Source organism: Nonomuraea sp. KM90 (assembly GCF_052246675.1).
Lineage (GTDB): Bacteria > Actinomycetota > Actinomycetes > Streptosporangiales > Streptosporangiaceae > Nonomuraea.
In genome coordinates, this window is record NZ_JBQQCB010000003.1 from 85,557 (window position 1) to 111,721 (window position 26,165).

Here is a 26,165-nt window from a genome sequence, read left to right on the forward strand (position 1 = left end):
GCGTTTGCCGCGTGACTACGCCGACGGTTCCCTTCAGCGATCTCTCCAAGCATTCCAAAGAAGTCGCCGAGACCGTCTCGCGCGTGCGTCGAGTACACATCAGGCGGCGTGACGGCGAGGACCTCTACCTCACGACCGCCCAGCACGACCGGGAGAGGGAAGAGACCGCGAGCGTCGTGGCTCACTTGCTCGCGGCGCTCGTCATGAGCGACGAAGGAGCCCGTGCGGTGGAGCGCGCGCTCCCCGCCGTGTTCTCGTGGACCCGGCACCTCTCGGCCGGGGAACGACGGGAGTTCGTCCAGGATCTCGTGGACGCCACGAAGGATGCCGTGGATCTGGACGTCCATGCCACCCTGCACAGGGTCGTCGCGGAATGGCGGGCCACCGCCCGCATCCTGGCCGATCCCGCGCTGACCGCCCGGCTCACCCGGCCGCTGCCGGACGAGGACCACGGCGAGGTGCTCGCGCCGTGAGCCCGAAGCGAGGTGACGATGTGGCGCCTCCTTCGATCGGTGACGAATGGCGTCTCCGATTCGCCACGAACGAGGCGGCCAAAGGCTGGGCGGCGCTGTGCGCGGAGGCCTCCGGAAACACCCGCCGCTGTTTCGAGGCTCTGCGGAGCGACCCCCTCGCCACGGACAATCCGGACCGGCAACATCGGCTCCGCGGCCGGCTGGCCGTGGCGAATCTCGGCGGACGCGACCTTCCGCAATGGGAGTGCGAGGTGACCTCCGGCGGGCGAGTGAGGTATCTGGTCGATGCTCAACGGCGAACCGTGCATCTCGTCCATGCCTCCACCCGGCACCCGAAGGACACCGACGTATCGGGCTAGTTGTCGGGGAAGGCCAGGTTGCGGACGCGGCGGACGGCTCGTCTGAGCACCGTGCGGTTCTGCTCCCTGGCCAGCCGGACCGCCTCCCGGCGCCAGGCCTCGGCCTTCTCGCGCCACCGTGCCGCGTCCCGGCCGTTCTTGCCCGCCTCCCGGCGCAGCTGCGCGAGCTCGGCCCTGAGCGCGGCCGTGCGCTTGCGGTAGAGGGCGATCTCCTTCTGGTGCGCGGCGGTGAGCTGGGCCAGCTCCGACGGGGGCCGCTTGCGCGGCGGGTACAGGGCCGGGCGGCGCCTGACGCCCCACGTCTCCCTGTCCACCCATTCCACCCCGAACAAGGCGTCGATGACGTCGTCCGGGTGGTCGCCGGGCCCGGAGACCAGCGCGGCTCGGGAGAGGGCCGCCGTGCGGTCCAGGCGGGCCGCGGTCACGCCGGCTTCGGCCGTCTCCTCCAGGGCGACGCAGAGCGTGCCCAGGTCGTGCTCCTCCATGTGCTCCACCAGCCGCTCCACCGTGTCCTTCGCCACGACCCAGCCGGGCGGGACCGACAGGCGGAACGGGGCGGTGCCGGGGAGGGGGCCAGGGAGGGGGCCGGGAGATGTGCGGAGGTGGACGCGGGGGTCGTGGTCGAAGGAGGCGTGGATGAGGCGCAGGTCCAGGAGGGGGTCGCCGAGCGGGGAGCGGCGGCCGGCGGTCAGCGAGTCCCACGGGCCGATGACGGTGACCCGGACGTCCGGGAGCGAGCCGGCCAGCAGGGAGTCCACCGTCGCCCGCACGTCCTCGTACGAGCCCGCGGGCACCGTCACCTCCACGTACGGCACCAGCCACTGCCGCCCCGGGTCCGTACGCAGGTAGCGCCGGTACGGCACCCGGTCGGCCACGTACGGATCGTTGTACCGCTTCAGCGCCTGGAAGTCGCGCATCGCCGTGGGCAGCCCGACGTGCCACGCCCTGGACTCCGGGTCGGGGACGTACACCGCGCCGGCCTGCGTGAGCCGATACCCCAGCTCGGTGTCCTCGGCCAGCACCAGGGACGTGTCCATGCCGCCGATCGAGCGCAGCAGCGCCGCCGGGTACGACACCGTGGCCCCCACGTGGATCCGCGTGGCCAGCGAGCTCGGGGCGGTGCGCAGGCCGTCGTGGTCGTGGATGATCTGCTCGGCCCAGTCGTGGCGGTGCGGTGAGAGGGGGAAGAGCTCGCCCTCGGCGCCCGACTCCAGCGCCCGCACGACCCGCTCCTGCGTGGGGAGGGGCCCGTCGGCCGCGGTGAAGTCGATCCAGCCGAGCGCCACCACGTACGGGGCCAGGTGGTGCCACCGTAGCTGGGCCTCGACGTGCTGCCGGTGCGGCACCATGTCGGCGTCCAGCACGAAGACGACTTCGCCGGTCGCCGCGTCGAGCCCCGCCTGCACCGCCCAGGCGCGCCCCCATCCGCCCGGCGGGCTGGAGATCAGCTTCGTCCGGGCGGGGACGATCTCGGGCAGGCGCAGCGGTGTGGTGCTGCCGTCGTCCACGACGATGACGTCGAGGAGGTGCTCGGGATAGCTCTGCGCCGACAGCGCCGCCAGCGTCAGGTCCAGGGTCTCCTGGCGGTCGTGGGCGGGGATGACGACGGTGACCGTGAGCGTGGGCTCCCAGCCGCCGAGGGCGGGCGGGATGAGGATGCCGTAGTCCTGGCGGCGGATGCGTGGCACGCCGGTCATGCTCGCCGGCTCCCGTCCAGGGCCATCAGGGCGTTCGGCCGGAAGCCGCGCCACTGCCGCCTGTTGCGCTGCAGGAACGTCCCGATCGGCTCCTGCCAGGTGTGGTTGGCCGCCGGACCCCTGCGCAGGATGTAACCCAGCCCGTGCGTACGGTAGATCTGCCCGCCCGCCGCCTGCAGCGCCTCCTGGAACTGCGTGTCGACCGAGCGCCGCAGCGGCCGGAACCCGCCCACCGCCTGGAACGCCGAGCGCTCGACCAGGATCGTCCCGCCGGCCACGAAGCTGGTGATCTGCTCGGTGACCTGGCTGCGATGCACGGTGACGTCGATGGAGGACAGGTAGACGAACTCCGGCACCGTGCCGACCACCTGGGCCCCCGAGTACGAATGCGCCAGCAGCAGATCGGCCAGGAAGTCGGGCCCGTACCAGTCGTCGTCGTCCATCTTCAGCAGGAACGACCCCGAGGCCTTGGCGGCGGCGAGGTTTAGCACCTCGCCGAAGACGTCCTGGCGGTCGGCCTCGAACACGGTCAGCGGCCCGTCGTAGGCGGCGATCGCCGCCGCCACGTCCGGATGCCCCTTCGGCACGCCGTGCAGGGCGAGGATGACCTCAAGACGGGCGTCGCGCTGCCGGGCGACCTGCTCCAGGGCGAACGACACCATGTCGGTGCGCCGGGTGGCCAGCAGCACCGAGGTGAGCGGGGGAGCGGGGGCCGGGGCGCCGAGCTGTTCCCAGCGGGCCGCCACCCCATGGGTGCGCAGGGCCGCGCGGCGCAGGCGGATGCTGTGCTCCTCGCGCCGGAGCTCGTCGGAGAGGTCGGGGGTGAGCGTGAGCAGCTTGACCAGGTCCTCCCCGAGCGCGCCCGCCCATCGCGGCACCTCCTCGGCCACCAGCGGCACCCCGGCGGCGGCCAGCCCGGTCAGCACCCGTACGGCCGCCAGCGGGCCGCTGTGCGCGTGCCGCCAGTCCACCTCGACGCCGCGGATCTGCCGCAGCCTGGCCACGTCCGCGTCGGTGACCCCGCCCGACTCGGCGAACGACGTCACGACCTTCCCCTCCAGCAGCACCGACCAGCGGCCGTCACGCTCGGCCAGGGACGCCATGCCGCGGGAGGGCGTGGTCACGAAGCCCTGAGGGTTCACCAGCCGCTCGTCCACGGGCGGGATCATGGAGGGCTCGCCGAGCACGTCGGGGTCGGCCAGCGGCGAGCCGGCCATCCCGGGCCGCCCGAGGCGTTCCCAGCTCGCGGCCTGCAGCGTCGGCCGCTCGATGGGCGTCTCGTCGCCGGCCCACTCGACGTCCCCGTCGGCCGGCTCGCCGCCGGTGAGCTCCCCGGCGTCCGGCGGGACGGGCAGAGCGTCAGGGGAGGACGCGAGGGTACGCAGCACCATGTCGCTGCCCGGCGCGCCCACCCGCTCGGGAACGGGCCCGCCCACCTCAGAGGGCGTCGCGTTCGGGTCTCCCGGCCGCCAGTCGGCCGCCCCCACGCCCGCGATCGCCGCGGCCGGGGCCGCGATGACGTCCAGGCGGTGCCCGGCGAACGCCCGGGCCGTGGCGGTCACCGTACGCCCGGCGGGCGTTTCCGCGGAGAAGCGCGCGTCCACCACCCAGACCCGGTTCTTCGGCCGGTACACCCGCAGATCCGTCAGCGACCGCCACCGGTGCGCCGGGGTGGGCGTGGGCACGGGCGCCGGGTGCGAGGGCGGCGTGTCGAGCACGGCCACCACCACCCGCTCGGCCTGCGGCAGCAGCTTGTGCAGCGTGGCGATCCTGCGCAGGTCGGCGGGGGTCTTGGCGAGGACGAGGACCTCGCGGGAGCGCTCGGGCTCGGCCGGCGGCTCCAGCAGGTCGCGATCCAGGTCCACCACGTCGGCCCGGTCGCCGGAGTACAGGGGCGCGACGTCGTCGATCCCGGCGAAGAACACGCGCGCCGCGGGCAGCTCCGCCAGCAACCGGCTGATCACCCGGTGCTCCGCAGATGGCGGATGATCGAGCTCAGGGCGCCGCCGCGGTCCTGGTCGTCCGGCTGCTCGGAGGCGGCCGTGAGCCGTTCGACCTCGGCCGTCAGCTGTTCCACCCGGGTCCGCAGCTCCTTGACCTCGCCCAGCCGCTGCCCGGCCAGCGCCCGCCACTTCGCGGGCTCGCCGGCCAGCGGCTCGGCCTCCTCCGCCATCGCGAACTCGTACTCGGCGCCGCTCACCCACTCCGACCCGAACAGCTCGTCCACCAGGTCGTCTGCGCTCCCGGGGAACAGCGCGGCGCGGGCGAAGGCGGCCGTGCGCTCCAGGCGGGCGGTCTCGACGCCGCCCGGGCCCTCGGCGAGCGCCACGGAGACCAGGCCGAGCAGGTCCTTGTCGGCGTGCCGGACGAGCCGGGCGAGCGTGTCGGCGCCCAGCACCCATCCGGCGGGCACGGTCAGCAGGAAGGGGGCGGGCGCGGCGGAGACGGGTACGCTCTCCGCGAACTCGACCCGGGGCTCGTGAACGTAGTGATTGTGCAGGAGTCGCAGCTCCAGCATGGGATCGTCGAGGTTGGCGCGGCGCTCGCCGGTCAGCTTGCCCCAGGGGCCCACGAGCGTGACGGCCGCGTCGGTGAGCGTGCCCGCGAGTGCGGAGTCCACGGTCGCGCGCGTCTCCTCGTACGCGGTGGCGGCCACCGCGACCCGCACGTACGGGACGAGCCAGGTGCGGCGGGGATGCCGGCGCAGCCAGCGCAGATCCGGGATCAGGTCACCGAGGTAGGACCAGTTGTGCCGGTGCACCTCCTTCTCCCGCAGCATCACGGTGGAGGGCCCGACGTGCCACGCCCTGGCCTCCGCGTCGGGGATGAACACCGCCCCCGCCTGGGCCAGCCGGTATCCGAGCTCGGTGTCCTCGGCCATGTTGAGCGAGGTGTCCACGCCTCCGGCCGCGCGCAGCAGGTCGGCGCGCACGGAGGAGGAGGCCCCCGTGTGCTGCAGGTACGCGCTCGTTCCCGCGTCCTTGAGCCTCCTGGTGGACTCCAGGGTCTTCCTCGTGTACTCCGACTGGACGCCCTCCTCACCCGGCGCGTCCACGAACCGGGTGTCGCCGATCACCACCGCGTGGTCGATCAGGTGGTGCCAGCGCATGTGCGCCTCGAGGTGGTCGTCGGCCAGGATCATGTCGGAGTCGAGCCAGTGGATCACGTCGCCGGTGGCCGCGAGCTGGCCGGTCTGCCGGGCCGCGCCGCGCCCCCACCCGTCGGTCACCCGTACGACCCGCGCCCCCGCGAGCTCGATCGGCGGCTCGCTGCCGTCGTCGGCGACGATCACCTCGACCAGCTCGGCCGGGTACGTCTGCCGGGCCAGCGCCGGGACCGTACGCCGCAGCGCGTCCGCGCAGTCGTAGGCCGGGATGACCACGGACACGCGCAGCGAGGGCTGCCACGCGCCCAGCGCGGGTGGCCGCAGCACGCCGTAGTCGTTGTGCCTGACCCGCGTCATACGCGGTCCTTGGCCAGGGCGCGGACCTCCTCGCGCAGCTCCTCCACCTCGCGCGCCCGGGCCATGGCGTTCACCCGGTCCTCGCCGAGGGAGGCCAGGATGGCGCCGAGGTCGTCGGCCCGCCGCGCGGCGGACTCCTCGACGGCCTGCACCAGCACGTCCAGCCGGGTCTCGATGTTCTTGAGCACGGTGGTGGTCCGGACCAGCTCGGCCTCGTGCTTCTTGATCCGCAGATCGATCCGCTGGGTCTTCCCGTCGAGGCGGCGCACGGTGAGGAAGAGCAGAGCCAGCGCAGCCAGCGAGACCAGGAACGCCACCGCGGTCGCCGCCGCGCCGAACGTGATCAGGTCGGCGAGCACGAGGAGCGCGAGCACGCCGAGGGCCAGTGCTGCGAGGGGTGCGGCGGTCGCTGCCAGTCGGCGGGGCGAGAGCATCCGCGCATACCTTTCGTAGATCACGACGAGTAGGACATTGGAGGCGTCACGGACATCTGGGGATTATTGACAGCTTAATAAACATCGGCAACTACCGTGCCATAAGTTCCTGAAGGATCGCCGGGAATCTTGAGCCCCGCGACCTGCATCGCCGGGCCTGCCGAATCTGGCGCCCGCGCCTACCAGTCAGTAAAACGGGCGTAAGGTAGGCGCCGGTCGAGTCCCAAGCGATCGAGGAGCGCACCCACCCATGTCCGTCACCCCTTGCGGCTTCGCGCGTACGCCGGGGAAGGGGCTGGCCCGGCTGCACTGGGCCGGCGCCGGCTGGGCGGTCGACGGCCGGCCGCCGGACGTGCCCGAGCTGCGCCCGCTGCGCGGCCTGGAGGTCGAGTGGCCCGACGCCCGCGTGCCGCTCGACGGCCTGCTGGCCCTGGCCGCCGCCGGGGTGCCGATGACGGCCGACCGCGCCGCGCCCTGGGTGCCCGGCGACCTCGCCGCGCTGCTCACCGACCGCGACTGGCTCGGCCACGCCGCCGACGGCACCGCGCGTTCGGTGGCCGACCTGCGCCGCGAGGAGCACAGCGTACGGCTGCGCCGCCTGGCCCACCCCGCCGCCACTCCGCAGGTCAGCATCGTCATGGCCAGCAAGCGGCCGGGCCTCGTCGGCGCGGCCCTGGCCCAGATGGAGCGCCAGCGGGACGTCGCGGCCGAGGTGTTACTGGGGCTGCACGGGGTGGCCTTCGAGCAGGTACGCGCGGCGGTCGAGTCCTGCTCGCTGCCCGTGAGGTGGGTCGAGGCGCCCGCGTCGGTGCCGTTCGGCGAGGTGCTCAACCGGGCCGCGGCGCCGGCGAGCGGCGACTGCCTGGTGAAGTGGGACGACGACGACTGGTACGGCCCGCGCCACCTGGCCGACCTGTTCATGGCCCTGTCGTACGCCGGGGCCGACGTGGTGGGCACGACCGCCGAGTTCTTCTACCTGGAGCCGCTGAAGGCGACGATCAGGCGGACGACGTTCGCGAGCGGGGCGAGCTATCCGAGCGAGGTCTGGGCCGATCACGTGGCCGGCGGAACGATCATGATTCCCCTGGCGAAATTTCGTGAAATAGGCGGATTTCCTGAGTTGCCGCGGGCAGTCGATCTCGAATTCCTGAAAGCGGCGAAAAAGGCGGAGGCCCGCATCTACCGGACCCACGGACTCGGCTACGTCCTGCGCAGAGGGCTCAGCGGCGACCACACCTGGCAGCTGCCCTTGGCCCACTTCGTCAAGGTGGCCGCCAACCAGTGGCGCGGCTTCCGCCCGAGCCTGCTCATGGAAGCCGCATGACCACAGGCGGCGGCCACCCGAGGGTGCGCGGCAACGACTACCGGCCGCTCGCACCCGGGGAGCGCTTCACCCCGCGGTTGACGGTCAGCGTCGTGATCCCCGCCTACGGGGGCCAGGACAAGCTCGACCTGGTGCTCGCCGCGCTGGCCAGGCAGACGTACCCGGCCGAGCTGGTCGAGGTGATCGTCGTCGACAACGGCACCGAACCCCCGCTGCGCCTGCCCGCCACCCGCCCGGCCGCCACCCGGCTGATCGTCTGCCCCGTGCCGGGCCGCGCCGCCGCCCGCAACGCCGGCCTGGCCGAGGCCACCGGCGACGTCATCCACTGGCTCGACTCCGACGTGGTCCTCACCCCCGGCGCGATCGAGGCCCACATGCGCTGGCACCACGCGGCCCCGTACCTGGTGGTCACCGGCTGGATCCGCTTCACCGACGCCGACGTGCCCGCCGAGCTGCCCGACGACCTGGAGAAGGCGTTCGAGCCGGCCGAGCCGCACTCCTGGATCGTGGACCTGGTCGAGCGCACCGACGGGCTCACCGACAACCCCCAGCGCCCCTTCAGCCTGCACGTCGGGGGCGCGACCTCGGTCAGCGCGCGGCTCGTCGAGGCGGCCGGGCCGATGGACGACGAGCTGATCCTCGGCCAGGACACCGAGATGGGCTACCGGCTGTGGCAGGCGGGGGCGGTCTTCGTCCCCGAGCCGTCGGCCCGCGCCTACCACCTCGGGCCGACGATGCGCATGCGCGACAAGCAGCCCATCGACCGGGTGAGCCACGCGTTCGTGGCCGACCGCATCCCGGCCTACCGCTGGCTCCGCGGGCATCCCGGGCGGCGGTGGAAGGTCCCGTACGTCACGGTGGTCGTGGACGGCACGACCGGCTACGACGGCGTGCGCGCGACGGTGGACGCCCTGCTGGCCTGCACCATCCCCGACCTGGACGTGCTCCTCCTCGGCCCGTGGGACGCCCTCGACCGCGACCGCCGGGCCCCGCTCAAGGACCCGCACCTGGACCTGGCGCTGGTCCAGGGCCACTACCGGCACGACGGCCGGGTACGCCTGGCCGGAGCGGAGGACGTGGACCCGGCCGTGCCGTTCGTGCTGCGCCTGCCGGCCGGCTGGATCCCCGGCGAGGACAGCCTGGCCCGCCTGCTCGACCTGGCCCGCGACGAGGGGCTGGGCCTGGTCAACGTGCTGCTCGACGAGTCGTCGGAGGGCGTGGTCGCGGCCCGCCTGGAACGCGCGTCCGCCTTCGCCAGGGCGCGCGTCGTGGTGGACCCGAACGAGGACCCGGGCGAGGACCCGGGCGAGGACCTGGACGACGTGGTGGACGCGGTGTCGGGCGTGTCGTGGGTGGAGGCCGAGACCTACGACTTCACCGCGTTCGCCGGCGGCCCGGTGGCACCGGCGCTGGGACGGCGCGGCGCGTACCGGGCCCGGGTGGAGGCGCAGGCCGAGGCGGCCAGGCTGGCCAAGGAGGCCGAGCGGCTGCGCGCGCAGGTGGCCAAGTGGCGCGAGGAGGCGGGTCGCTGGCGCAAGTCGACCGTGGAGCTGCGCCGCGAGGTCGGCACCCTCCGCCGCCAGCTCGCCGCCGCCGGCCGCGCCCAGCAAAGCCTGCGCACCCTGATGTCCACCACCATGAAGCGCGCCCTCCGCAAGCGCCTGCGCGACTGACGGCGCCTCCCGTGCCGCCCGCCCGGCAGGCGGCGGGGCCGTGTCAATTAAGGCGCCGTCAGTTGGGGCGCAGGGCCGACTTCAGGCGTCGGAGCAGCGTCTTCTCGGGCGTCTCCACCGAGGCGTCCGCCGGCACCACGACGGGCGCCGCGATGGTGACCGGCTCGGGTTGCGCGGGCGCGGGCCAGAAGCGGTCCGGCGGCTCGTGTCGTACCCCGTGCGTGGCGTCGATGACGTCGTCCAGGTCGTCGCCCGCGTCGGCGAGCAGGGCGGCGCGGCCCAGGGCCGAGGTGCGTTCGAGGCGGGCCGTGCGCCCGTCCGGCAGGTCCACGACCAGGACGCCCGCGAGATCCTTCTGCACCGACTCGATCATCCGCTCCAGCGTCGCCCGGTGCAGCGGCACGTCCACCGGCCCCCGGTAACGGAACGGCGTGGGCGCGGGCGTCGGCGCGGCCTCGTCGATGAGGCGGATGCGTTCGTCGTGCGCGAACAGGTCACGCATGAGACGCAGCTCGAAACAGGGATCCGACAGGCCGAAACGGCGCGAGGAGTCCAGCAGCGACCACGGCCCCACCAGCGTCACCACGACGTCCTGCAGCTTGCCGTCCAGCGCCGCCGCCACCGCCTGCCGCACCACCGACTCGGAGGTGTCCGTGACGTCGAGCACCACCTCCACGTACGGCACCAGCCACCGCCGCCCCCGGTCCTTGCGCAGGTCCCGGCGCAGCGGGATCCGGTGCGCCAGGTACGGCTCCACGGCCCGCACGGCCCGCTCCCGGTCACGGTGCTGGGCCGGCAGCCCCAGGTGCATGGCCTGGGCAGCCAGGTCGGGGACGAACACGACCCCGTACATGGCCAGCCGGTAGGAGAACTCGGTGTCCTCGCCCCGCGCCACGTTCGGGTCGAGCCCGCCCACGGCGTGGAAGACCTCCCGGGGAAGGGCGAAGGTCGGGCCGGTGCACACGTGGTACGGATTGCGGCTCTTGCGCAGCCCGTCGGTCTTGGCGATCGTCGCCTCGGTCGAGCTCGACACGGCCGCTTCCAGGTCGAACAGCTCTCCCAGGTGTTCGGCCCGGTAGACCTGCTCGGCGGTGACCGGCGGCGCGTCGACGAACTTCTTCATCCCGATCGTGACCAGGTAGTCGGTCACGTGGTGCCAGCGCGCCAGGGCCTCGATGTGCTCCCGGCAGGCCACCATGTCGGCGTCGAGCCGCTGGATGATCTCGCCGTCGGCGGCCTTGGCGCCGGTGTTGACGGCGTTGGAGATGCCCCACCCGTCCCGTACGGGTACGAGGCGCGTGTTGACCGGCCGGATCTCCGGCAGCCTGATCGGCGGCCGGCTCCCGTCGTCGACGACCAGGACCTCCATGAGATGGTCCGGGTACGTCTGCGCGGCCAGCGCCGCCAGCGTCAGGTCGAGCTTGTCCTGCCCGCCGTGCGCGGGTATCACCACGCTCACGGAAAGTGCGGGTGACCAGGCGCCGAGCTGCGGTGCCGCTACTGGTGAAAAGTCGTTCTGCCTCAAAGCAGGACGCGCGTTCATGGTCGTGACCCCCTTCCGCGACCTTATCGGGAGATGCTGAGAATTTCCTGAATAGTGACCCTGTCCAACGGATGAGTCCGACCTGTGGACGCGGCTCCTCGCCGGCCGCCCGCACCCCGTACACTCGGTGCCCAACAGCGCAGGTAGGGGAGTCATCATGAGCAGGTCGTGGCGTGGCCTCATCGAGGAATACCGCGAGCGTCTTCCGGTAACCACGAAGACGCCTGTCATCACGCTGCTCGAAGGCGGCACGCCGCTGGTGCCCGCGCATCGCGTCTCGGCCCTGACGGGGTGCGACGTCTACCTGAAGGTCGAGGGGGCCAACCCGACGGGCAGCTTCAAGGACCGCGGGATGACCATGGCCATCAGCAAGGCGGTGGAGGAGGGGGCCAAGGCGGTCATCTGCGCCTCCACCGGCAACACCTCGGCGTCGGCCGCGGCCTACGCCGTCCGCGCGGGGCTGACCTGCGCCGTGCTGGTGCCGCGGGGGAAGATCGCCATGGGCAAGCTGGCCCAGGCGCTCGTTCACGGGGCCACGCTGCTGCAGGTCGAGGGGTCGTTCGACGACTGCCTGGAGATGACCCGCAAGCTGTCGTCCAGCTATCCGATCGCGCTCGTCAACTCGGTCAACCCGTTCAGGTTGCAGGGGCAGAAGACGGCGGCCTTCGAGATCGTGGACACGCTTGGTGACGCGCCCGACATCCACTGCATCCCGGTGGGCAACGCGGGCAACATCTCGGCCTACTGGATGGGATACCAGGAATACTTCGACGACGGTGTGTCGGCGAAGCGGCCGCGCATGTTCGGCTTCCAGGCCAGCGGCGCGGCGCCCATCGTCGAGGGCGCGCCCGTCGCCCATCCGCACACGATCGCCACCGCGATCCGCATCGGCAACCCGGCCTCCTGGTCGCTGGCCACCGCGGCCCGCGACGAGTCGGGCGGGACCATCCAGGCGGTGACCGACCGGCAGATCGCGGCGGCGTACAAACTGCTGGCGCAGGAAGAGGGCGTGTTCGTGGAGCTCGCCTCGGCCGCCAGCGTCGCGGGGTTGCTGCAGGCCCACGCACAGGGCATGGTGGAGGCGGGGCAGCGCATCGTCTGTACGGTCACGGGCAATGGGCTGAAGGATCCTGACTGGGCCATCTCGGGGGCACCGGCGCCAGTGGTCATCCCCATCGACGTACACGCCGCCGCGGCGGCGCTCAACCTCGCCTGACGGGGAGTGACGAGGGAAAAGTGAACGAATGAGGACCGTTGACATTCGCGTGCCCGCGACGTCGGCGAACCTTGGGCCGGGGTTCGACGCGCTCGGGCTCGCGCTGAGCCTCCACGACGAGGTCGAGGCCACGCTCACCGGGGAGCGCGGCGTGCACGTCACGGTGGAGGGCGAGGGCACGGGGGAGGTGGATCTCGGCGAAAGGCATCTCGTCGTCAAGGCGATGCGTGCGGCGTTCGACCGCATCGGAGTGCCTCAGCCGGAGGGCATACGCCTGCGCTGCCGCAACAGGATCCCGCACGCGCGTGGTCTCGGATCGTCGGCGGCGGCTGTGTGCGCGGGCATTCTCGCCGCGCGCGCTTTGGCCGAGAGCGAACTCACCGACGACGACGTGCTCGCCCTGGCCACCGAGATGGAAGGCCATCCCGACAACGTCGCCCCCTGCCTGGCAGGCGGGCTGACCGTGGCGTGGTCCGACCACACCGGTGCGCCACATATGGTGAAACTGGCTCCCGACCAGCGCATCCGTCCAGTCGTCGTCATCCCATCGACGCGGCTGTCCACGGAGGCCGCACGGGGGCTCTTGCCGAAGGACGTGCCCCACAAGGACGCCTCCTTCAACGCCGGCCGGGCCGCGTTGCTGATCGCCGCGCTGACCCAGCGACCTGAGCGAGGGCTTCTGCTCGCCGCCACCGAAGATCGGCTCCATCAGCATTACCGCGCGCCTGCCATGAGGGAGAGCGCGAGTCTGGTAGAACGTCTCCGTGCAGTGGGCGTGCCCGCGGTCGTTTCGGGAGCGGGTCCCACGGTTCTTGCGTTTTCGACATCGGATACGCAGGATTTGATCGCGCCAGAAGTGGGTAATGACTGGCACATCCAGCTAATGGACGTCGACCCGGTTGGTGCGAACGTTCAGTTCCCCGAGACACGCTGATGCCTCTTTAGACCTTCAGGGAATAGCCGTGTGCGCTGGTGATGTTAGGCTGATAGCCGCACCAGATGCCCCCTTGGTGGGTGCGTGCTTGTCAGCCATACATCGCTGCATCATGCTTCACGTCGCGAGGCGTGGGCAGCGCGGCTGTCTCCCCGGAATCCGTTGCCTCCGGTTGGCCCACACCCGGTTGGCTCAACGCGAGGTGGCGACGACGGGGACCTGCGCGTTCGAATCATCTCGACATCTGGTTGGCGACAGCAATCTGGGGGGTGTCAGCCACGCGCCAAGGGCCATCGGCGGCGTGACGAACCCCTCCCCAAGAGTGGCGGCCGTCTCCAGCGACAGCCGAAGATCGCAAAGTGCACCCCGACCCGGTCTGTCCCGCCGGATCGCAAGCACCTCCGGGACGCCCGGAAGAACAAAACCGGCGCCCGACCCCTGGGAAGGACCTTTTAGTTGAGCGACACCACCGAACTCCTCTCCGACGCATCAGGCGCTGAGCCGGCGTCCGGCGACACCCCCACCCGCGCCGCGGCCAAGCCGCGTGCGCGTCGCTCCGGCACCGGCCTCTCCGCCAAGGTGCTGCCCGAGCTGCAGAAGATGGCCGCTGAGCTGGGCATCAGCGGGACCGGGCGCATGCGGAAGAGCCAGCTCATCGCGGCCATCCAGGAGAAGCAGGGTGGCGGTTCCGGAGACGGCGCAGCAGCTGCCGCACCCGTGGCGGAGGCGCCCGCCCCGGCCACGACGGAGGCGGCCCCCGCAGCCGAGCGGCCCACCCGTGTACGCAGGGAACGTTCCCGCGCCAAGACCACCGAGGAGCCCGCCCCGCAGCCCGTCGCGGCACAGCCCGCCGAGCCCGTGGCCGCAGCGCCCGAGTCGGTCGTGGCCGCCGCGGAGCCGGTCGTGGAGCAGCAGGCCCAGCTGGTCGAGGCCGGGCAGGGCGAATCCCGCTCCGACCGCGGCGAGAGCCGGCGCGAGCGCCGCAGCCGCGGCGAGCGCCGCGAGCGTGGCGACCGCGGTGACCGTACCGGCGACCGCGGTGAGGGCGGCCGCGCCGAGAGCAGCCGTGACGGCGGGCGCGACAGCGGCCGTGACAGTGGCCGCGACGGCGGCCGCGACGGCGGTCGCGACGGCGGTCGTGACGGCAGCCGTGACAGTGGCCGTGATGGCGGCCGTGACAGTGGCCGCGACGGCGGTCGTGACGGTGGCCGCGGTGAGCAGCGCGATCGCGCCGCCGACCTCGGCAGCCGTGGTGACCAGCGGGGTGACCAGCGGGGTGACCAGCGGGGTGACCAGCGGGGCGACCAGCGGGGCGGCGTCGACGACGACGACCGCGGCGGGCGCAGCCGCAGGGGCCGCTTCAGGGAGCGCAACCGTGGCCGCGGCCGCGAGCGCTTCGAGAGCGGCGAGCCCGTCATCGGCGACGACGACGTGCTCATCCCGATCGCCGGCATCCTCGACATCCTCGACAACTACGCGTTCGTCAGGACCAGCGGCTACCTGCCGGGCAGCAACGACGTCTACGTCTCGCTGGCCCAGATCCGCCGCAACGGCCTGCGCAAGGGCGACGTCATCACCGGCGCCGTCCGGCAGCCGCGCGACGGCGAGCGGCGCGAGAAGTTCAACGCCCTGGTCCGCCTCGACACCGTCAACGGCATGGACCCGGAGCAGGCCCGCAACCGGCCCGACTTCAACAAGCTGACGCCGCTCTACCCGCAGGAGCGTCTGCGCCTCGAGACCGAGCACAACATCCTCACCACGCGGATCATCGACCTCGTGTCGCCGATCGGCAAGGGCCAGCGTGGCCTCATCGTCTCGCCGCCCAAGGCCGGTAAGACGATGGTGCTGCAGGCGATCGCCAACGCGATCACCCACAACAACCCCGAGTGCCACCTGATGGTCGTGCTCGTGGACGAGCGGCCGGAAGAGGTCACCGACATGCAGCGGTCGGTGAAGGGCGAGGTCATCCACTCGACCTTCGACCGTCCCGCCGAAGACCACACCACGGTCGCCGAGCTCGCCATCGAGCGGGCCAAGCGCCTCGTGGAGCTGGGTCACGACGTCGTCGTGCTGCTCGACTCGATCACCCGCCTCGGCCGCGCCTACAACCTGGCGGCCCCGGCCTCCGGGCGCATCCTGTCGGGTGGCGTCGACTCCACGGCGCTCTACCCGCCGAAGCGGTTCTTCGGCGCCGCCCGCAACATCGAGAACGGCGGCTCGCTGACGATCCTCGCCACGGCCCTGGTCGAGACCGGGTCCAAGATGGACGAGGTCATCTTCGAGGAGTTCAAGGGCACCGGCAACATGGAGCTCAAGCTCAACCGCTCCCTGGCCGACAAGCGGATCTTCCCCGCGGTGGACGTCGACGCGTCCGGCACGCGTAAGGAAGAGATCCTCATGGCCAAGGAAGAGCTCCAGATCGTCTGGAAGCTGCGGCGCGTCCTGCACGCGCTCGACATGCAGCAGGCGCTCGAGCTGCTCCTGGAGAAGATGAAGGAGACCAAGTCGAACGCGGAGTTCCTCATGCAGGTCCAGAAGACCACGGTGAGCAACGACCGCGACTAGCGGCTCCCTTAGGAAGGGGCGGCGGGGTTCTCCCGCCGCCCCTTTCGCATGGCTGGGGCTCACGGGTGGGTACGGGCGGGGGTTATCCCCACCCCGGCGACGGCCGCCTTCCGTATTCACTGCGCCGCCTCGCGCGGGCAGTCTTGAGGGCATGCGATCAGTGGCGTTGAAGGACCGCGTACCGCTCGGGCCCAAGGGCCCGCTGGGTGTTCTGGTGGATCCGATGACCTGGCGGGCGGCCCCGTACCTGCTGGTCACCGGGTTGCTCGGGTTCGGCTGGTTCTTCGTGCTGGGCGTCGCGGTGCCGGTCTCGCTCACCCTGTCGGTGATCTGGGTGGGCGTGCCGCTCATGATGGCCACCGTGCTGATGTGGCGCGGCGGGGCGATGCTGGAGCGGCGGCTGATGTACGCGGCGTTCGGGCTGAAGATCGCCGACCCGTACCGTCCCAGGCCGGAACGCGGGCTCGGCGCGCACCTGCGCTGGCTCCTGTCCGACCCGGCCACCTGGCAGGACCTGGGTTACCTGCTGATGCTGCTCCCGCTCGGCGCGGTCGAGGTGGTCCTGTCGTTCGTGGCGTGGTTCATGTCGATCGCGCTGCTCATCCAGCCCCTGCTGATGACCATGTACGAGCTCGGGGGCGTCCACAGCGAGCTGATGATCGGCGACTGGGTGGGCTCCTGCGTGGCGGCCGTCTTCGGGGCCCTGGCGCTCGTGCTGACGGCGTACCTCGCGCGGGGCATGGCCTGGTTGCACGGCACGCTGGCCACGGTGCTGCTCGGCGGCAGCGAGGAGGAGCGGCTGCGGGCCAGCAGGGCCAGGGGGATCGACGCCGCCGAGGCCGAGCGGCGCAGGATCGAGCGCGACCTGCACGACGGAGCCCAGCAGCGGCTGCTGTCGGTGGCGGTGGACCTCGGGCGGGCGCAGGCGAAGTTCGACACCGAGCCCGAGGTGGTCAGGATGCTGATCGCCCAGGCCCACGCGGGCACGAAGGCGGCCATCGCCGAGCTGCGCAACCTGGCCAGGGGCATCCATCCGGCCATCCTCACCGACCGCGGGCTCGACGCCGCCCTGTCAGGACTGGCCGCGCGGGCGCCGATCCGGGTGGACGTGTCCGTCGAGCTGGAGGAGCGGCCGCCGCCGGCGGTGGAGAGCATCGCGTACTTCATCGTGGCCGAGACGCTGGCCAACATGGCCAAGCACTCCGGCGCCACGGAGGCGTCGGTCACGGTGATGAGGGACCATCGCGGCGTGGTGGTGGACGTGTGGGACAACGGCATCGGCGGCGCTGTCGTCACCCCCGGCGGCGGCCTGTCCGGGCTGGCCGACCGGGCGGCGACCATCGACGGCGTGCTCGTCCTGCACAGCCCCGTGGGCGGCTCCACCCTCGTACGCGCCGAACTGCCCTGCGAGTGGTGACCGACGTCTGAGTGGACGACCGGAAGCGGCTGCGCGCTGCCTGCAGTGGACAGCTATACGCTGCCCACTGTAGTCATGTGGCCATGCGTGTCGTCATCGCCGAGGACTCCGTACTGCTGCGTGAAGGGCTCGCGCGGCTGCTCGCCGACGGCGGGATCGAGACGGTCGCGAGCGTCGCGGACGGGCCCGGGCTGGTGGCGGCGGTGGCGGAGCACGAGCCCGACCTGGCGATCGTCGACGTGCGCATGCCGCCCACCCACACCGACGAGGGGCTGAGGGCGGCGCTGCAGGTCCGTTCGGCCCGGCCGGACTTCCCGATCCTGGTGCTGTCGCAGTACGTCGAGGAGCAGTACGCCGGTGACCTCATCGGCAGGGCCGTCGGTTACCTGCTGAAGGAGCGGGTGGCCGACGTGGCCGAGTTCCTGGAGACGGTGCGGCAGGTGGCGGCCGGGGGCACGGTCATCGACCCCGAGGTCGTCGTGCAGTTACTCAGCCGCCAGCGTCGCGGCGCGCCGCTGGACTCGTTGTCCCCCCGCGAGCGCGAGGTCCTCGCGCTCATGGCCGAGGGCCGCTCCAACACCGCCATCGCCGCCCGGCTGGTCGTCACGGAGGGCGCGGTGGAGAAGCACATCTCCGGCATCTTCGCCAAGCTGGCCCTCGGGCCGGCGCCCGAGGACCATCGGCGGGTGCTCGCCGTGCTGACCTACCTGGGCCGATGAGCCGCCCTACCGCACGTCCACGAACTCCTGCGGCGACAGCGCGCTGCGCGTCTTGCTCGTGCCCGGCACCTTGACCTGGAAGTAGCCGTCCTTCCTGGCCTTGAACGACTTCGTGTACTTGCCGCTCGAGGTGGCCTTGGCGAAGCCCATGAACTGGTACGACTTGGTGCCCTTGGCCTTGAAGTAGACCTCGACCTTCTTGCCCGCGTACGCCTTCGAGCCCCGGTAGACCTTGCCGTACACCTTGAACGTCTTGCCCTTGCGCACCTTGTTCACCGCGGCGATCGTCACCCGGCTCTTGGCCTTCTTCGTCGACCCGCCAGCCGCCGCCTCGACGGTGAACGCCGCCTCCGCCTTGAGCGTCTGCCCGCCCTTGTGGGCGTAGACCTCGAGCGTCCAGTCGCCGGCGGGGGTGTCGTCGGCGAAGTACGTGACGCCGCGGTAGTAGCCGTCGGACTCCTTGGCCAGGTCGCCGAGGTCGTAGTACTCGCGGCTGGTGTCGCTGACGAGCTTGGCCGACACCGTGGTGGCGTCCTTCACCGACGCCTCGACCGAGACCTTGACGTCCTTGCCCTTGACGAGCTTGACGGGGTCGGGGGTGACCTTCGCGCCGGAGATGCCCTGCTTGCCGGAGACCTTGACCACGAACGGGGTGGTGCTCGCGCCGGTGTCGCGGGTGACGACGACGTTCATCTTCCAGTCGCCGGCCGGGTCGTCCTTGGTGATCGGCCACCGGCCGGTGATGGTCTGCTCGGCGGACGTGTCGCCCGTCCTGAAGTTGAACGTCACCGTCTTGGCCGCCTGGCCGGGCGGCTCGATGGTGGCGGTGACGCTCGAGACGTTCGACGGGTTCCTGAGCGTGAGCGTGACGGTGCCCTCGACGTCGCTCTGCAGGGGGACGAAGGCGTTGGCGGAGCCGCTGCCGGTGAAGTCGTCGGCCATGACGTGGGCGTACCGGGCGGCGTGGGCGGCCGTACCGGTGCCGCCGAGGAGAACGGCGGCCCCCGTGGCGGCCGCCAGGAGCAACCGCGCGCTTCTCTTCATGTGAATCGGGTCATCCTTATCGGAAAAGTGACGGCTGGTGTGATCGGAGCCTAATGTGGCAGGAGTCGCGGCGTCACGAAGATCTGCGGGAATGCCCGATGGCCTGGGATGGTTGGACGATCTGGCACACTGGTAGCTGACCATTTTGCGGTTCCGGTTCACGCCATGCGTGAAGGCGACCCGGCGGCCGCACCCCGAAAGGACAGCGATGAAGCGCGACATCCACCCTGACTACAACGTGACGCAGGTGTCCTGCTCCTGCGGTAACACGTTCACCACTCGTAGCACCGCCAAGAACGGCGTGATCCACGCCGACGTGTGCTCTGCCTGCCACCCGTTCTACACGGGCAAGCAGAAGATCCTCGACACGGGCGGCCGGGTGGCTCGCTTCGAGAAGCGCTTCGGCAAGAAGGCCACGGGCAAGTAGCTCCACCCACGCCGGCCCGGACGCACCCCGGTGCGCCGGGTCGGCGTTGTTGGTGAAACGGCCATACTTCTGGAAAAGGACCCACGGTGAATCTCGACGAGTTGCTCAAGGAGTATTCCGAGCTGGAGCTGCAGCTCGCCGATCCCGCCGTGCACGCTGACCAGAACAAGGCACGCACGCTCGGCCGCCGCTATTCCCAGCTCACCCCGATCGTCGGCACCTATCGCGAGCTGGAGTCGGCCCGCGAGGACCTGACGGCCGCCAAGGAGCTGGGCGGCGAGGACGAGGCGTTCGCGGCCGAGGCCGTCGAGATCGAGGAGCGCATCCCCCAGCTGGAGGAGAAGCTCAGGCACCTGCTCATCCCGCGCGATCCCAACGATGACAAGGACATCATCATGGAGATCAAGGCGGGCGAGGGCGGTGAGGAGTCCGCGCTGTTCGCGGGCGACCTGCTGCGGATGTACCTGCGCTACGCCGAGCGGCTCGGCTGGAAGACCGAGGTCATCGACAGCCAGCCCTCCGACCTGGGCGGATACAAGGACGTCACGGTCGGCATCAGGGCCAAGGGCGACGAGGGCGTGTGGTCCAGGCTCAAATACGAGGGCGGCGTGCACCGCGTGCAGCGGGTGCCCGTCACCGAGTCGCAGGGCCGCATCCACACCAGCGCCGCGGGCGTGCTCGTCTACCCGGAGGCGGAGGAGGTCGAGGTCCAGATCGACCCCAACGACCTGCGCATCGACGTCTACCGCTCCAGCGGCCCCGGCGGCCAGAGCGTCAACACCACCGACTCCGCGGTCCGCATCACCCACCTGCCCACCGGCGTCGTCGTCTCGTGCCAGAACGAGAAGAGCCAGCTCCAGAACAAGGAGTCGGCCATGCGCATCCTGCGCGCCCGGCTGCTGGCCGTGGCCCAGGAGCAGGCCGACGCGGCGGCGCAGGCCGAACGCAAGTCGCAGGTCCGCACCGTCGACCGCTCCGAGCGCGTACGCACCTACAACTTCCCGGAAAACCGCATCTCCGACCACCGCGTCGGCTTCAAGGCGTATAACCTCGACCAGGTTCTCGACGGTGAGCTCAGCGCCGTCACCCAGGCACTCATCGACGCCGAGATGGCGGAGAAGCTCGCACAACACTCATGACATTTCTGCTGGACGAGATCGCGCTCGCCACCGCCCGGCTGGCCGAGGCAGGTGTTCCTTCACCGCGCACGGACGCGGAGGAGATCGCGGCGTTCGTCCACGGCGTGCGCAGGAGCGAGCTCCACACGGTCAAGGACTCCGACTTCGACGCCCTGTTCTGGGAGGGCGTCGCCCGGCGCGAGGCCCGCGAGCCGTTGCAGCACATCACCGGCCACGCCTACTTCCGCTATCTGGAGCTCGCGGTCGGGCCCGGCGTTTTCGTGCCGCGGCCGGAGACCGAGGTGATGGCCGGCTGGGCCATCGAGACGCTGCGGGAGATGGACGTCACCGCCCCGCTCGTGGTCGACCTCGGCACCGGCTCGGGCGCGATCGCGCTCTCGATCGCCCAGGAGGTGGCGCTCGCCGAGGTGCACGCCGTGGAGGTCGATCCGGAGGCGTACACCTGGGCCAAGCGCAACATCTCCGAGCTCGGCCAGGGCCGCACCCACCTGCACCCCGAAGACCTCGCCGAGGCGTTGCCCGAGCTCAACGGCAAGGTCGACCTGGTCATCTCCAACCCGCCCTACATCCCGCCCGGCGCGATCCCGCGCGACCCCGAGGTGCGCGACTACGACCCCTCGAGGGCTCTGTTCGGCTCGGGCGACGACGGGCTCGGTGAGGTGCGCGCGGTGGAGCGCACGGCCCGCCGCCTGCTGCGGCCCGGCGGCTGGGTGGCCGTGGAGCACGCCGACGAGCAGGGCAGGGCCGTCTACCTGACCTTTCCCGAGGACAACGGCTGGCGCGACGTGCGCCTGCGCCAGGACCTCACCAGAAGAGACCGCTTCGTCACGGCCAGGCTGGGCCAGGACTAGGATGCACGCGAGCGGCGCGGCCTTCTCCTGATGACGAAAGTGGGAGCGCGGCGACCGTACGAGGAGGAAGGAGGAGGCCTCAGCAGCGCCGCTCGCCGCCGAGCGGAGTGAGGCAACGAGATCGTGGGAAGAGTTTTTGACTGCTCCGACGCCGCACAGCGGGCCGAGGGCCTGACGGAGGCCGCGGCCGCCGTACGCCGCGGGGAGCTCGTCGTCCTGCCGACCGACACCGTCTACGGCATCGGCGCCGACGCCTTCATGCCGGCCGCCGTCACCGGGCTGCTCGACGCCAAGGGCCGGGGCCGCGACATGCCGCCGCCCGTCCTGGTGGGCACCGTCAGAGCCGCCACAGCGCTCGTGGACGACCTGGGGCCCTACGGGCAGGACCTGATAGACGCCTTCTGGCCCGGGCCGCTCACGCTCGTCTGCAAGGCCAACAGGGCCCTTTCCTGGGACCTGGGGGACACCAAGGGCACGGTGGCCGTACGCATGCCGCTCCACCCCGTCGCGCTCGACCTGCTCAAGGAGACCGGGCCGATGGCCGTCTCCAGCGCCAACCGCTCGGGCGCGCCCGCCGCGACCACGGCGCAGGACGCCGAGGAGCAGCTCGGCGAGTCGATCGCGGTCTACCTCGACGGCGGCAAGACCACCGACAACACGCCCTCCACCATCCTCGACCTGACCACGGCCGTGCCCCGGATGCTGCGGCGCGGGGCCATCCCGGTGGAGAAGCTGCGCGGCATCATCGGCTACGTCGCCACCGACGACTGACGTATACCGGCTGCTTATTCCGGCTGCGATCGCGCTCGGGCCAAGATTACGGTGAGGCCCGGAGCGGCGATACGTCCGGGAGTGGCCCATGGGCAAGTACGACGGCATGGATCCCAAGCTGGTCCGTGACCTGCTGACCGAGGTGAAACACGCGGCCACGCAGATGCGCGCGGTCGAGGACCGGGTCAGGGCCGCCATGCACCAGGCCGGGCTGCCCACCCAGGCCACCCACCGGCCCGTCCAGATCGCCGACGCCGTGGACGACATGGTCAGGGACGTCAACGTCCGGCTCGGTGTGCTGGAGAAACGCGTCGACCCGCCCCGAGCGGGTGGCGGCGGGGCCGGGGACGAGTCCAAGGAAGTGCGCGGCGATCACGACCGGTACGACAATCCGCGGGCCGGCGAGGAGACCCCCCGGGATGACGGGGGCGGGACCGGCGGCGACGGGACGAAGACCGGCACCGACGGGGAAACGGGGTCGGACGGCAAGACCGGTTCCGACGGCAAGACGGGATCCGACGGCAAGACGGGATCCGACGGCAAGACGGGATCCGACGGTCGGACCGGCTCGGACGGCAAGACGGGCTCGGACGGTCGGACGGGATCCGATGGGACCACCGGCTCGGACGGGAAGACCGATTCCGACGGGAAGACCTGCGACGACACGGGGACCGGCAGAGACACCGGGACCGGCAAGGACACCGGGACCGGGGCGGGGACGGACACCGGGACCGGGACGGGGAGGGACACCGGGACCGGGCGGGACGGCGGGACCGGTTCTGATACGGGGACGGACACCGGCACTGGGACCGGGGTCGATGGCGGGGCCGGGGAGCAGCCGGTTGACCAGCCCAAGGACGACGACCTGGACAGCAGGCGCGATCGAGGCACCGAGGCGGACGGCGGTGCGGCGGACACACCAATCAAGGACGGGCAGGACGCCACCAAGCCCCAGGTCGTGGTGGTCGATGGCGTCAAGGTCCTGCAGGTGCCGCTCGACCCGCCCACGGCCGCGGCGCTGGAGGACATGCTCGAGAACAGCGACGACGTGCAGCCGGCCGAGATGCCGAAGCTTCCCGCCGACGGCGGCAACGCCACGGGCGTCAACGCCTGGGCCAACGACGGCAGCGACGTCGTCTCTTCAGAGGCGAATCCCCCTGACCTGGACGCGCTGAAGACGGTGATCGAGGACCACCGGGAGATCGCGCCCCAGGACATGCCGGGTGTGGAGGTTCCGAAGGGCGAGTACGGCAAGGGCGAGTGGGCCGAGCGCGACATCCGGCCGGACGGCCCGGCCGGCTCGATCGACGCGGGCAGGCCGAGCACGGGCGGGAGCGAGTCGGTGACGCTCCCGCCGACGGACGCCACCTCAGGCGGTGTCTCGGACGGTGTCTCGGATGGTGGTCTGGGCGCGGGCTCCACGGCGGAGGTCTCCGGCGCCGCCACGACCACGACGCCGACGGACGACACGGGCGCCGATGCGGGTTGCGGCTCGGACAAGGACACGACGCCGGGCGACACCACTCCGCGCGACCCCGCACCGGGCGGCAAGGACACGACGCCGGACCAGCCCTCGGGCGACCGGCCAGGCCAGGACGCCGACGACGGCCAGGGCGGCGCCGACCGCGACACCGGCGACCGCGACACGGGCGCCCGGGGAACGGGCGACCAGGGGGCCAGGGACCAGGGCACGGGTGACCGGGGAACTGGCGAGCAGGGAACGGGCGACCGGGGGGCCGGCGAGCAGGGCACAGGTGACCAGGGGACCGGTGACCAGGGAACTGGGGATCGGGGGACCGGGACCGGTGACCAAGGCACCGGTGACCGGGGAACGGGCGACCGCGACACGGGTGACCGGGGAACGGATGTGCAGGGGACGGGTGACCAGGGGAAGCCGGTCACGATCCCGCCGACCAACCCTTCCGCAGAGACGCCCAACGGCACCGCCGCCGACGCGCCAGGCCCGGCGACGGGAGCCGAGGCCGCCCCCGGAGCTCAGGGTGGCGGCGGGTCCAGGGCGGATGACGGCTATGGGATGGGTCCTGGTGGCCAGGGTGCCGGGGCTGGGAGCCAGGGTGCCGGGGATGGCAGCCAGGGTGCCGGGGCGGTGCCCGGGTTGCTGATCGCGTACGACGTGGAGCCCGGTCACCAGGCGACGGCCGGCCCGGACGGGTGGGCGAACGACGGGAGCGACGTGGTCTCCGCCGAGGCGGACCCGCCCGGCCTGGAGGCGCTCGGGACCGTGATCGAGCACCACCGCGACATCCAGCCCCAGGACATGCCCTCCGTCCAGATCCCGCCCGGCGAGTACGGCAAGGGCGCCTGGGCGCCGGAGGACGTCGGGCCGGACGGTCCGCCGGGTTCGGTCGATCCCGGCCGGCCGGAAAGGAGCTCGTGATGTACGTCGACCCGCCGGCCCCCCGCCCCAAGGGGCGCAACGAGGAACCGCCCCACAGCACCCCAGGAGCCCTGGAGACCCCGCAGCGTGCCTGGGAGTTCAACCCCGACTACGAGCGCCTGGTGGTGGCCTGGAAGACCGTCATGCTCCAGCTGGACACCCTCAGAACGGTCCTCGACAAGGCGTACGGCCTGGCCAAGAGCCCTCAGACGTGGGACGCCCCCGTGGGGGAGCGCTACGTGGAGGACATCCGCGAATGGCGCACCAGGCTGGCTCTCTACCGCCACTCCGTGCTCACCGCGATCAGCGACGAGGCGGCCGACACGCCCCGGTGGGTGCAGACGACGGCCAACGCGCCGCACGCCTTCCCAGGATGAGATGAAATTTCGGGGAACTTCCGGTGTATGGGAGAAACGGACAGTGGGTCGTACAGTGGGGAAATGGGTGCGGAACCCTACTACGGACCGGACTTCGGGCTGCTGCAGCGGCGGGATCCCGAGATCGCGCAGGTCCTGATCGACGAGCTCGACCGGGTGCGCGGCGGGATCCAGCTGATCGCGAGCGAGAACTTCACCTCGCCGGCCGTCATGGCGGCCCAGGGCTCCACGCTGACCAACAAGTACGCCGAGGGCTACCCGGGCAGGCGCTACTACGGGGGCTGCGAGGTCGTGGACCGGGCCGAGCGGCTGGCGGTCGAGCGGGCGCGCGAGCTGTTCGGGGCCGAGCACGCGAACGTCCAGCCCCACTCCGGCGCCTCGGCGAACCTGGCCGCGTACGCCGCCCTCCTTCAGCCCGGCGACACCATGCTCGCCATGGCGCTCCCGCACGGCGGTCACCTGACCCACGGCTCCAAGGTGAACTTCTCGGGAAGGTGGTTCGACGTCGTCTCGTACGGCGTGCGTCGCGACACCGAGCTCATCGACTACGACGAGGTGCGCGACCTGGCACTGCGGCACCAGCCGAAGCTCATCGTGTGCGGCGCCACGGCGTACCCGAGGCTGATCGACTACGCCATTTTCCGCGGCATCGCGGACGAGGTGGGGGCGTGGCTGCTGGCCGACGCGGCGCACCCGATCGGGCTGATGGCGGGCGGCGCGATCCCGTCGGCGGTGCCGTACGCGGACGTCGTGACGTTCACCACCCACAAGGCGCTGCGCGGCCCGCGCGGCGGCGCGATCCTGTGCACCGGCGAGCTGGCCAGGAGGATCGACCGGGCGGTGTTCCCGTTCGTCCAGGGCGGGCCGCTGATGCACGTGGTGGCGGCGAAGGCGGTGGCGTTCGCGGAGGCGATGCGGCCGGAGTTCGCCGACTACGCCAGGCGGGTGATCGTGAACGCGCGGGCGCTGGCGGAGGCGCTGGCGGTGGAGGGGATGCGGGCGGTGTCCGGCGGGACCGACACCCACCTGGCGCTGGTCGACCTGCGCGGAGTGGGCGTGTCAGGGGCGGAGGCGGAGCGCAGGTGCGCGGCGGCCGGGATCACGCTCAACCGCAACGTCATCCCGTACGATCCCGAGCCCGCCGCGATCACGTCCGGGATCCGGGTCGGGACGCCGTGCGTGACCACCCAGGGGATGGGGCCCCAGGAACTCAAGGAGGTGGGCACGCTCGTGACCCGGGCGGTGCGGCATCCGGCCAGCGCAGGGGAGGTTCGGGAAAGAGTCTCGGCGCTTCTTGCCATCCATCAGCCATATCTCAGCGAATATTAAGCTGGTCTGTGT

The 26,165-nt window shown here is 71.6% G+C and carries 22 protein-coding genes; 16 read left to right on the plus strand and 6 right to left on the minus strand.

What is annotated here, in order from left to right; translation table 11 throughout:
• Positions 1-83 precede the first annotated feature (83 nt).
• The gene (locus ACTWPW_RS04850) at positions 84-473 is read left to right on the plus strand and encodes a hypothetical protein (RefSeq protein ID WP_443168055.1); all 390 of its coding nucleotides are present in this window, start codon (positions 84-86) and stop codon (positions 471-473) included.
• Positions 470-832 (plus strand): hypothetical protein, encoded by a 363-nt coding sequence (locus ACTWPW_RS04855; protein WP_375114893.1) that lies wholly within the window; start codon positions 470-472, stop codon positions 830-832. Before ACTWPW_RS04850 ends, ACTWPW_RS04855 begins: the two co-directional genes overlap by 4 nt.
• On the opposite strand, the gene ACTWPW_RS04860 is transcribed toward ACTWPW_RS04855, so the two are convergent.
• From ACTWPW_RS04860 to ACTWPW_RS04875, 4 genes are read right to left on the minus strand one after another with little or no spacing between them, the layout of a single operon-like run.
• Positions 829-2,529: a glycosyltransferase gene (locus ACTWPW_RS04860; RefSeq protein ID WP_443168056.1), complete on the minus strand. Its 1,701-nt coding sequence runs from the start codon at positions 2,527-2,529 to the stop codon at positions 829-831. The genes ACTWPW_RS04855 and ACTWPW_RS04860 overlap by 4 nt on opposite strands.
• Entirely contained in the window at positions 2,526-4,493 is a 1,968-nt protein-coding gene (locus tag ACTWPW_RS04865; RefSeq protein WP_375114895.1) for a glycosyltransferase, read from the minus strand. The genes ACTWPW_RS04860 and ACTWPW_RS04865 overlap by 4 nt, the downstream gene beginning before the upstream one ends.
• On the minus strand, positions 4,490-5,992 hold the full coding sequence (locus ACTWPW_RS04870; RefSeq protein WP_443168057.1) for a glycosyltransferase: 1,503 nt from the start codon (positions 5,990-5,992) through the stop codon (positions 4,490-4,492). The genes ACTWPW_RS04865 and ACTWPW_RS04870 overlap by 4 nt, the downstream gene beginning before the upstream one ends.
• The gene (locus ACTWPW_RS04875) at positions 5,989-6,450 is read right to left on the minus strand and encodes a hypothetical protein (RefSeq protein WP_364114361.1); all 462 of its coding nucleotides are present in this window, start codon (positions 6,448-6,450) and stop codon (positions 5,989-5,991) included. The genes ACTWPW_RS04870 and ACTWPW_RS04875 overlap by 4 nt, the downstream gene beginning before the upstream one ends.
• Positions 6,451-6,676: 226 nt before the next feature.
• Here ACTWPW_RS04875 and ACTWPW_RS04880 point away from each other — a divergent pair, with 226 nt between their 5' ends.
• Both ACTWPW_RS04880 and ACTWPW_RS04885 read left to right on the plus strand, forming a co-directional pair.
• Positions 6,677-7,750 carry a family 2 glycosyl transferase gene (locus ACTWPW_RS04880; protein WP_375114897.1) on the plus strand — a complete coding sequence of 358 codons (1,074 nt, stop codon included), beginning with the start codon at positions 6,677-6,679 and terminating at the stop codon, positions 7,748-7,750.
• Complete coding sequence (locus tag ACTWPW_RS04885) at positions 7,747-9,423, plus strand: glycosyltransferase (protein ID WP_443168058.1); 1,677 nt, start codon at positions 7,747-7,749, stop codon at positions 9,421-9,423. Before ACTWPW_RS04880 ends, ACTWPW_RS04885 begins: the two co-directional genes overlap by 4 nt.
• Positions 9,424-9,481: 58 nt before the next feature.
• Here the strand turns inward: ACTWPW_RS04885 and ACTWPW_RS04890 are convergent, their stop codons facing one another.
• The gene (locus ACTWPW_RS04890) at positions 9,482-10,882 is read right to left on the minus strand and encodes a glycosyltransferase (protein ID WP_443168059.1); all 1,401 of its coding nucleotides are present in this window, start codon (positions 10,880-10,882) and stop codon (positions 9,482-9,484) included.
• A 241-nt stretch (positions 10,883-11,123) separates the two neighbouring features.
• On the opposite strand from ACTWPW_RS04890, the gene thrC reads away from it, so the two are divergent.
• The 5 genes from thrC (at position 11,124) to ACTWPW_RS04915 (ending at position 17,817) form a co-directional block, all read left to right on the plus strand.
• Positions 11,124-12,182: a threonine synthase gene (thrC, locus tag ACTWPW_RS04895; RefSeq protein WP_443168060.1), complete on the plus strand. Its 1,059-nt coding sequence runs from the start codon at positions 11,124-11,126 to the stop codon at positions 12,180-12,182.
• Between the two features lie 28 nt (positions 12,183-12,210).
• Positions 12,211-13,116, plus strand: coding sequence for a homoserine kinase (gene thrB, locus ACTWPW_RS04900; RefSeq protein WP_443168061.1), 906 nt, complete (start codon positions 12,211-12,213; stop codon positions 13,114-13,116).
• 456 nt (positions 13,117-13,572) lie between these two features.
• A complete protein-coding gene (gene rho, locus ACTWPW_RS04905; protein ID WP_443168062.1) occupies positions 13,573-15,681 on the plus strand; it encodes a transcription termination factor Rho in 2,109 nt (702 codons plus the stop codon).
• Positions 15,682-15,832: 151 nt separating this feature from the next.
• On the plus strand, positions 15,833-17,098 hold the full coding sequence (locus ACTWPW_RS04910; RefSeq protein WP_443168063.1) for a sensor histidine kinase: 1,266 nt from the start codon (positions 15,833-15,835) through the stop codon (positions 17,096-17,098).
• 83 nt (positions 17,099-17,181) lie between these two features.
• Positions 17,182-17,817: a response regulator transcription factor gene (locus ACTWPW_RS04915; protein ID WP_364114377.1), complete on the plus strand. Its 636-nt coding sequence runs from the start codon at positions 17,182-17,184 to the stop codon at positions 17,815-17,817.
• A gap of 6 nt (positions 17,818-17,823) precedes the next feature.
• On the opposite strand, the gene ACTWPW_RS04920 is transcribed toward ACTWPW_RS04915, so the two are convergent.
• The gene (locus tag ACTWPW_RS04920) at positions 17,824-18,861 is read right to left on the minus strand and encodes a hypothetical protein (RefSeq protein WP_443168064.1); all 1,038 of its coding nucleotides are present in this window, start codon (positions 18,859-18,861) and stop codon (positions 17,824-17,826) included.
• 208 nt (positions 18,862-19,069) lie between these two features.
• Here ACTWPW_RS04920 and rpmE point away from each other — a divergent pair, with 208 nt between their 5' ends.
• The 7 genes from rpmE to glyA all read left to right on the plus strand — a co-directional run bounded on the left by rpmE (position 19,070) and on the right by glyA (position 26,153).
• On the plus strand, positions 19,070-19,288 hold the full coding sequence (gene rpmE / locus ACTWPW_RS04925) for a 50S ribosomal protein L31 (protein ID WP_106248153.1): 219 nt from the start codon (positions 19,070-19,072) through the stop codon (positions 19,286-19,288).
• Positions 19,289-19,374: 86 nt separating this feature from the next.
• On the plus strand, positions 19,375-20,427 hold the full coding sequence (gene prfA, locus ACTWPW_RS04930) for a peptide chain release factor 1 (RefSeq protein ID WP_364114381.1): 1,053 nt from the start codon (positions 19,375-19,377) through the stop codon (positions 20,425-20,427).
• Complete coding sequence (prmC, locus tag ACTWPW_RS04935) at positions 20,424-21,278, plus strand: peptide chain release factor N(5)-glutamine methyltransferase (RefSeq protein ID WP_375114905.1); 855 nt, start codon at positions 20,424-20,426, stop codon at positions 21,276-21,278. Before prfA ends, prmC begins: the two co-directional genes overlap by 4 nt.
• Positions 21,279-21,401: 123 nt before the next feature.
• Positions 21,402-22,049, plus strand: a complete 648-nt coding sequence (locus tag ACTWPW_RS04940; protein ID WP_364114385.1) for an L-threonylcarbamoyladenylate synthase — start codon at positions 21,402-21,404, stop codon at positions 22,047-22,049.
• Positions 22,050-22,137: 88 nt separating this feature from the next.
• Entirely contained in the window at positions 22,138-24,447 is a 2,310-nt protein-coding gene (locus tag ACTWPW_RS04945) for a hypothetical protein (protein WP_443168065.1), read from the plus strand.
• Positions 24,447-24,824 (plus strand): hypothetical protein, encoded by a 378-nt coding sequence (locus tag ACTWPW_RS04950; protein ID WP_364114389.1) that lies wholly within the window; start codon positions 24,447-24,449, stop codon positions 24,822-24,824. The genes ACTWPW_RS04945 and ACTWPW_RS04950 overlap by 1 nt, the downstream gene beginning before the upstream one ends.
• Before the next feature lie 63 nt (positions 24,825-24,887).
• The gene (gene glyA / locus ACTWPW_RS04955; RefSeq protein ID WP_443168066.1) at positions 24,888-26,153 is read left to right on the plus strand and encodes a serine hydroxymethyltransferase; all 1,266 of its coding nucleotides are present in this window, start codon (positions 24,888-24,890) and stop codon (positions 26,151-26,153) included.
• Positions 26,154-26,165: the final 12 nt, after the last annotated feature.

Excerpts from the sequence above, each read along its gene's own strand:
- ACTWPW_RS04860 (WP_443168056.1), bottom strand. The coding sequence starts at position 2,529 with ATGACCGGCGTGCCACGCATCCGCCGCCAGGACTACGGCATCCTCATC.
- ACTWPW_RS04870 (WP_443168057.1), bottom strand. The coding sequence starts at position 5,992 with ATGACGCGGGTCAGGCACAACGACTACGGCGTGCTGCGGCCACCCGCG.
- ACTWPW_RS04880 (WP_375114897.1), top strand. The coding sequence starts at position 6,677 with ATGTCCGTCACCCCTTGCGGCTTCGCGCGTACGCCGGGGAAGGGGCTG.
- ACTWPW_RS04885 (WP_443168058.1), top strand. The coding sequence starts at position 7,747 with ATGACCACAGGCGGCGGCCACCCGAGGGTGCGCGGCAACGACTACCGG.
- thrC (WP_443168060.1), top strand. The coding sequence starts at position 11,124 with ATGAGCAGGTCGTGGCGTGGCCTCATCGAGGAATACCGCGAGCGTCTT.
- thrB (WP_443168061.1), top strand. The coding sequence starts at position 12,211 with ATGAGGACCGTTGACATTCGCGTGCCCGCGACGTCGGCGAACCTTGGG.
- ACTWPW_RS04910 (WP_443168063.1), top strand. The coding sequence starts at position 15,833 with ATGCGATCAGTGGCGTTGAAGGACCGCGTACCGCTCGGGCCCAAGGGC.
- ACTWPW_RS04915 (WP_364114377.1), top strand. The coding sequence starts at position 17,182 with ATGCGTGTCGTCATCGCCGAGGACTCCGTACTGCTGCGTGAAGGGCTC.
- ACTWPW_RS04920 (WP_443168064.1), bottom strand. The coding sequence starts at position 18,861 with ATGAAGAGAAGCGCGCGGTTGCTCCTGGCGGCCGCCACGGGGGCCGCC.
- rpmE (WP_106248153.1), top strand. The coding sequence starts at position 19,070 with ATGAAGCGCGACATCCACCCTGACTACAACGTGACGCAGGTGTCCTGC.
- prmC (WP_375114905.1), top strand. The coding sequence starts at position 20,424 with ATGACATTTCTGCTGGACGAGATCGCGCTCGCCACCGCCCGGCTGGCC.
- ACTWPW_RS04945 (WP_443168065.1), top strand. The coding sequence starts at position 22,138 with ATGGGCAAGTACGACGGCATGGATCCCAAGCTGGTCCGTGACCTGCTG.
- ACTWPW_RS04950 (WP_364114389.1), top strand. The coding sequence starts at position 24,447 with ATGTACGTCGACCCGCCGGCCCCCCGCCCCAAGGGGCGCAACGAGGAA.
- glyA (WP_443168066.1), top strand. The coding sequence starts at position 24,888 with ATGGGTGCGGAACCCTACTACGGACCGGACTTCGGGCTGCTGCAGCGG.